This window comes from Okeania sp. SIO2F4, from assembly GCF_010672385.1.
Classification (GTDB): Bacteria; Cyanobacteriota; Cyanobacteriia; order Cyanobacteriales; family Microcoleaceae; genus Trichodesmium.
In genome coordinates this window covers 1-7,537 of record NZ_JAAHGT010000460.1, presented here as the reverse complement: position 1 = coordinate 7,537, position 7,537 = coordinate 1, and the positions used below count along the sequence as shown (strand labels likewise).

At 37.5% G+C, this 7,537-nt stretch carries 3 protein-coding genes; 2 read left to right on the top strand and 1 reads right to left on the bottom strand.

The window, feature by feature from the left end; genetic code table 11:
* Positions 1 to 235 precede the first annotated feature (235 nt).
* Complete coding sequence (locus F6K22_RS24720) at positions 236 to 1,894, top strand: MGH1-like glycoside hydrolase domain-containing protein (RefSeq protein ID WP_293104057.1); 1,659 nt, start codon at positions 236 to 238, stop codon at positions 1,892 to 1,894.
* 460 nt (positions 1,895 to 2,354) lie between these two features.
* Here the strand turns inward: F6K22_RS24720 and ppsA are convergent, their stop codons facing one another.
* Positions 2,355 to 4,784, bottom strand: coding sequence for a phosphoenolpyruvate synthase (ppsA, locus tag F6K22_RS24715; RefSeq protein WP_293104054.1), 2,430 nt, complete (start codon positions 4,782 to 4,784; stop codon positions 2,355 to 2,357).
* Positions 4,785 to 5,660: 876 nt separating this feature from the next.
* Between ppsA and F6K22_RS24710 the strand changes: the two genes are divergently transcribed.
* Entirely contained in the window at positions 5,661 to 7,052 is a 1,392-nt protein-coding gene (locus F6K22_RS24710; protein WP_293104051.1) for an MFS transporter, read from the top strand.
* The last annotated feature ends 485 nt before the right edge of the window (positions 7,053 to 7,537 follow it).

The following is a 7,537-nucleotide window of genomic DNA, read 5'->3' as shown; positions in this document are numbered from 1 at the left end:
TTGTGACAAATATGGGAGTTAATGGGGAAAATAGTGAGATTGTAAGAGCTATTGTTACATTAGCTACTTAAATATTGCTCCAGGGGAAACCAAACTTGTTCGACTACGACTGAGTAATATTCATAATTTACAAAACCCCTTTGGAGATGAGTTTGGCTCAGTTTTTGAACAACGTAAAAGAGAAACTGATGAATTTTATCAAGCCGTCACTCCTTTTGAACAACTATCTGGTGAAATGCGTAACGTCCAAAGACAAGCATTTGCAGGGATGTTATGGACGAAGCAATTTTACTACTATGTTGTACAAGATTGGCTGAATGGAGACCCTGGTTATCCACCTCCACCAGAGCAACGCAAAGATGGCAGAAATCGTGAGTGGACTCATTTGTATAATGCAGATATCATCTCCATGCCTGATAAATGGGAATATCCCTGGTTTGCAGCTTGGGATTTAGCTTTTCACACTATTCCTTTAGCATTAATTGACCCTGACTTTGCTAAGAACCAATTATATATATTCACCAAGGAATGGTATATGCACCCTAATGGTCAGATACCAGCCTATGAGTGGAATTTTAGTGATGTCAATCCTCCGGTTCATGCTTGGGGTGCTTGGGAGGTTTATAAAATAGAAGAGAAAATGTATGGTCATGCAGACCGAGGTTTCTTAGAAGAGTTATTTCAGAAATTGTCCCTATATTTTACTTGGTGGGTAAACCGCAAAGATGTAGATGGGAATAATCTGTTTGGCGGGGGTTTCCTGGGGTTAGATAATATAGGGGTTTTTGACCGCAGTAATCTCAAAATTTCTGGTGCTAGTATTGAGCAATCAGATGGTACTAGCTGGATGGGAATGTTTTGTCTAAATTTGTTAAAGATGGCATCAGAGTTAGCCAAGGGCGAGTCTGACTCCAAAGTTTATGATGCCATGGTCTCTAAATACTTCCAGCACTTTTTATTAATGGCAGAAGCTCTGAATAAATTGGGAGGAGATGAAATCAACGTCTGGGATAACGAAGATGGATTTTTCCATGATATTTTTCACGTTCCTCCTAATGTCTTACCCGGGGGAAATAATGCTTTTTCTTTCTCGATGAAAGTTCGTTCTATGGTCGGATTGATTCCTCTGTTTGCAATAGAAACAATCGATCAGGAAACATTAGACAAACATTTAGACTCTGATTTCAAAAAGAGAGCTGATTGGTTCTTGCAAAACCGTCAGGATTTGACAAAAGGCGAGAATATTTACTTTGATAATACAGACAGTAATCTCATGGAAGGAGGGGTAGCTTTCTCTCTAGTTAACCCTACCAGACTCCGATTAGTTCTGAAAAGAATGCTTGATGAATCTGAATTTTTCGGACCTTATGGTATTCGAGGATTGTCTAAATCTCATGAGCCACCTAATTCCTATAAATTACCTTTTAGCATCAGAACAAAGAGTGGCAATTACATTCAACCTGAAGTAGAATATGAACCAGCAGAATCAAGATTTGGTCTGTTTGGAGGTAATTCTAATTGGCGTGGTCCCGTTTGGATGCCTGTTAACTTTTTGATTATTGAATCCCTGCGAAAATACCATTATTGTTTAGGAGATAATTTCAAAGTAGAATGTCCTACAGGTTCAGGAAATATGATGAATCTTTCGGAAGTAGCTGCAGAAATTTCTCATCGTTTAATCAAAATTTTCTTACCAAAAGATGGTCAAAGTCAACGACCTGTTTATGGCGCAACGGAAAAGTTTCAAACTGACCCCAATTGGAATAATTACATTCTGTTCTATGAGTATTTTCATGGAGATAATGGTGCAGGAATTGGAGCTAGTCATCAAACTGGTTGGACAGGAGTAGTAGCAGAACTAATCCAACAGCATGGTGCTTATATTGCTAAGTAGATAGGGTTGCACAATTAGGAATGATGAAATCTGAAAGTAAATATTTTTGGATAATTCTTTCCTCTATATATGTACAGTTTAATATTTATTATCATTCTTTCATGTGCAACCCCAAAAATTCCTTTTAGCCAATCCTCTTCTTTATAAGAAGAGGTAATTATTAGACATCTCCAGAAAAGAGGGAGTAGGGAGCAGGGAGCAGGGAGAAAGAATTGATAATTTATGCCCAATACTTGATTTCATTTTTTATTATTGGAGATGTCTATTAATTATTAATTATTGAATATCGCCTCGCAATGACAAGTTGCTATTTTCATTGCGAGGGGGGAGAGAAGAGAGTTAGGTTATTGGTTTTGTCGTTATACCCCCTGTGGCAATCTCCTGAAATAGAGATTGCTTCGGCTAACATTAACGATTTTCCCAAAAGTTTAACTTGTTTACCATCGCCTCGCAATGACAATTATAGCCTTTCTAACTTCGCCACCTCAAACCGAGTCTTCAAAACAGAATCAGGATTCAAACTAATCGAATCAATTCCCAATTCTACCAACATCTGAGCAAACTCAGGATAGTCGCTCGGTGCTTGACCACAAATACCAATCTTACGTCCGCATTCGTGGGCAATAGTAATTGCAATCTGGATCATCCTGCGCACAGCATCATGGCGTTCATCAAAAACGTCTGCCACCAATGCTGAATCTCGGTCTAAACCCAATACTAACTGAGTTAAATCATTCGACCCAATAGAAAATCCATCAAAGATTTGAGCAAACTGTTCCACTAAAATCACATTACTGGGTAACTCACACATTACATAAACCAGCAAACCATTCTTACCCCTTTCCAAACCATACTTTGCCATCTCCGCTAATACCTTCTCTCCTTCCTGGGGTGTGCGACAAAACGGAATCATAGGAATCACATTTGCTAATCCCATCATATCCCTGACCCGCTTCAGCGCCACACATTCTAAACCGAAAGCTTCCCGATATTTGGGATGATAATAACGAGAGGCACCGCGCCAACCAATCATTGGGTTTTCTTCATCAGGTTCAAACTGTTTCCCACCCAATAAGTTAGCATATTCATTACTCTTAAGATCGCTCATTCGTACAATGACAGGTTTCGGATAAAATGCAGCAGCGATCGCTCCGATGCCATAAACTAGGCGATCGATAAAGAAATCTGCCTTCCGTTCATATCCTACAGTCAATTCAGCAATTTTTGCCTTTTCCACCTCATCCGCCACTTCGTCAAAATTCAGCAATGCCAAAGGATGCACTCCAATATGATTAGCAATAATAAATTCCAACCGTGCTAAACCCACACCATCACAAGGAATTGCCGATAACCGAAACGCTTCCTCTGGGTTGCCCACATTCATCAAAATACGAGTGCGAGTTTCGGGTATATCATCCAATACTGTTTCTCTATCCTCAAACTGTAGCAAACCCTCATAAACCGTTCCTACTTCTCCCTCAGCACAAGAAACAGTTACTTCAGAACTATTGCGCAATAGTTTAGTCGCACTTTCACAACCAACGATCGCCGGAATACCCATCTCTCGTGCAATAATGGCAGCATGGCAAGTACGACCACCTTGGTTAGTAACTATAGCACTAGCTTTTTTCATAATAGGTTCCCAGTCCGGGTCAGTTTTGTTAGTTACTAATACCTCCCCCGCTTGAAACTCTTCAATTTTATCCGTATCCAGAATGATGCGCACATTACCTTTAGCGATCGCTTGCCCCACAGCACGACCTGTCACCAAAACTTTCCCCCTATCCTGCAAGTGATAAGTATGCAGCATATTACTAGATTTCTGAGATTGCACAGTTTCTGGTCGCGCCTGTACTATATATAAACTATCAGTTAAGCCATCTTTTGCCCACTCAATATCCATTGGCGTATAACTACCGCGCACCTGGGAATAGTGATCTTCAATCATTATTGCCCACTGAGCAAGTTGTAAAATTTCATCATCAGTCAGGGCAAACTGTTGTTGCTTTCGTTCTGATACGGGTACGTTTTTTGTGGAGTTACCACCATCGTAAACCATTTTGATAGCTTTGCTACCGAGGCGTTTGTTGAGAATAGTGCGGAAACCTTCTCGGAGCGTTGGTTTAAATACTAGGTATTCATCGGGGTTGACTGCACCTTGGACGACGTTTTCCCCTAAACCGTAAGCTGCTGTGACTAGTGCAGCATTTTTAAATCCCGTTTCGGTGTCGATGGAAAACATTACGCCGGATGTAGCAAGGTCAGAACGCACCATTTTTTGAATACCAACAGAGAGAGCAACATCAAAGTGGTCGAAACCTTTGATAGTACGGTAGGAAATGGCACGGTCTGTGAATATTGAAGCAAAACATTTATGTGCTGCTTTGAGTACACTTTTAATCCCGTGAATGTTAAGGTAGGTTTCTTGTTGTCCGGCAAAACTAGCATCGGGGAGGTCTTCTGCAGTCGCACTGGAACGCACTGCAACGTCTGTGTCTCGATCGTAGAGGTAGCACAAGGTTTCGTAGCTTATAGTTATCGCTCGTTCTAGTTCTGCTGGAAAGGGTGTATTCATTATTAACGAACGCGCTTTTTTACCCCGTTGTTGCAGGTTATTAATATCTTCAACGTCAAGGTCCGCGAATAGTTGGCGCAATTTTGTTTCTAAACCTGCTGTTTTGATGAAGTAACGGTAAGCATAAGCAGTGGTAGCAAAACCGTTAGGAATATTGATACCTTTGGGAGTAAGTTGTTGGATCATTTCCCCTAGGGAGGCGTTTTTACCTCCTACTAATGGAATGTCGTTAATACCAACTTCATCAAACCATAATATTAAAGATTTTTCTTTAGTAGAGGCAGTCCTTTGTTGAATTGCTAGTATGTTTGTCATTGCTTTAATTTCTCCTAAAATTAAGCTGCTTCATGGCGGTACAGCTTTGAGATAATTTTTCTCACAATTTGGTGTTTCCGGCAAACTCACATATTTTTGGCTTTTTAGACCAATATTGTTAATGGTAATGAATCAAAATAATATTGCTCCCTAATAAGTTTTAGTTATTTTTTAGCTTTTTATCGTTCATATTTATTATCAATATTATTTTCTTAAAACTTTTTTTCCCTATTTATATATTAATTATTATCTCGGAAAGCGACAACTTTTCTCAGGTATACACCTTAGTTACTGAAAGTAAAAAAAAAAGGTCAGGAGTAGCTTATAGCTACTTATTACAAAAAGTTAAGCAATCTAAGAATGTCAAAAAAGGGGTTTTTGTTGCAACTAATCTGAGGTGAAAAATTACTGAAAGCTAGAAGCAATCGGAAAATAAACAAAATATAGTGGTAAACGAAACAATGGTTAATACCTTTTTTGTAATCTTAACTATAGTTGCCTAATAAATTGAGATTTTTTTTGTGGGATTTTACTAGGATAAATATAGCAATCCTATTTTATTTGTGTATAAAAATCTTACCGCTTTTAGGGAACGCTTAACTGGGAACAGGGAACACTTAACTGGTGAGAGTTTCGGTTTTTTTATCTACTTTTTGATTACCCGCAACCTATGGGCGGATTGCTATAGTACAATAATAACTAAATACATCTGTCAAAATTAGGATATCCGTAAATTTGGGGAGGTACATGAAGAAAGAAAGGAAAAAAGTAGGTAATAGGAACTATTTCTCCCCTACTACTAGTTCTTCAATTTTATCGATCTGGCTTTAAGCTGGACTTTTTCTTTCTACTGTATTTTAATTAAATATATGAATAATGAATAATCATTCTATTCAAACTGAAAAACTTAACTTCTGGACGAAATTAGCTTATGGTGCTGGCGATTTAGGTCCAGCTATTTGTGCTAATATTCAAGTATTTTTCTTGCTATATTTCTTTACTAATGTTGCTGGTTTACCTGCTGCTTTAGCAGGTAGTATTTTGATGATTGGCAAAATTTCTGATGCTATTAATGACCCAATAATTGGAGTGATGAGCGATCGCACTGTTCATCCTTGGGGTAGACGTTATCCTTGGATGGTTTTTGGTGCTATTCCTTTTGGGGTTTTGTTTTTTTTACAATGGATAGTTCCTAGTACAAATCAGTCTTTTTTATTTTGGTATTATGTGATAATTGCTATTTTATTTAATCTTGCTTATACTGTTGTTAATTTGCCCTACGCTGCTCTAACTCCAGAACTGACACAAGATTACAATGAACGTACCAGTTTAAATAGTTTTAGATTTGCATTTTCTATTGGTGGTAGTATTCTTTCTTTGGTGATTGCTCAATTAATTTTTTCTATTTTCTCAGATAATCCTATTCAACAATATTTAGTGTTAGGTATAGTCTGTGCAATAATTGCTGTTTTACCTATATATTGGTGTTTTTTTGGAACTCGCAAACGGACACTTTCTGTTAATAAAAAACAGGAAGAAGATAATAATACTAATTTACCAATTGTTGCACAAATTCGTGTAGCTTTTAGTAATGGTCCGTTTCTATTTGTCATCGGAATTTATCTATGTTCTTGGTTGGGAGTACAATTAACAGCTTCAATTTTGCCCTACTTTGTAATTAATTGGATGAGGTTACCTGAAGCAACTTTTCCTCAAGTAGCGATCGCTGTTCAAGGTACTGCTTTAACTATGTTATTTGTTTGGAGTTTTGTTAGTAAAAAACTGGGGAAGAAAGCTGTTTATTTTATGGGTGTTTGTTTGTGGATAATTGCTCAAGGTGGATTATTTTTTATCCAACCAGGACAAGTTGGTTTAATGTATTTTTTGGCAGTAATAGCAGGTTTTGGAGTATCAACTGCTTATTTAGTTCCTTGGTCAATGATACCGGATGTTATTGATTTAGATGAACTAAATACAGGGCAAAGAAGGGAAGGAATTTTTTATTCTTTTATGGTTTTTTTGCAGAAGGTTGGATTAGCTATTGGTTTATTTTTAGTAGGATTAGCTTTAGATATTGCTGGATTTATTGAAAGCATTCCTGGGGAGGCTCCACCTACTCAACCAGAATCAGCACTTTTAGCAGTTCGGGTAGCGATCGGTCCGTTACCTACTATATTTTTAATATTTGGATTATTGTTGGCTTATTTATATCCTATTACACGGGAAGTACATGACGAAATATTGTTGAAGTTGCGGGAAAGGAAGTAAGAATTGAGAATTATCTCTTCTGTAATAGAAGGATTTATTAAAAGAATTTTTTTCTTAGCAAAACTTTGACTAGAAAGTAATTTCAGTAAATTATTTCACATTTAAAGTTGGAAACTATTTGTGATATAATGTTCTCTATACTAATCCCATAATATTTGTGAGAAAAAACTGTAGGGGTTTGGTTTCCAAATTCCATTTTCGCCCTTGTTGGGAGACCAAACCCCGTTAGATAAAATGGTGGTGGTGCATAGTAATGGTAGAGAGAGTCTTGGAAGTGTTGGAAGTGTGGGAAGTGTGGGAAGTGTGGGAGCGTGAGAAGAAATTAAAAAATATATATCTTCACCATTACCGAAAAATTAATAATTAATAATTAATAATTAAATAATTCGCGCCTTGAAGCCTCCCCTTGGATAGGGGAAAACAAAGACAATATTCCTTATATTCAATCCTCTCGGTTTTAACCTTCTTGTAATTATCAATTATCA

Bases quoted from the DNA above. Each gene is read 5' to 3' on its own strand.
- F6K22_RS24720 (WP_293104057.1), top strand. From the start codon at position 236: ATGCGTAACGTCCAAAGACAAGCATTTGCAGGGATGTTATGGACGAAG.
- ppsA (WP_293104054.1), bottom strand. From the start codon at position 4,784: ATGACAAACATACTAGCAATTCAACAAAGGACTGCCTCTACTAAAGAA.
- F6K22_RS24710 (WP_293104051.1), top strand. From the start codon at position 5,661: ATGAATAATCATTCTATTCAAACTGAAAAACTTAACTTCTGGACGAAA.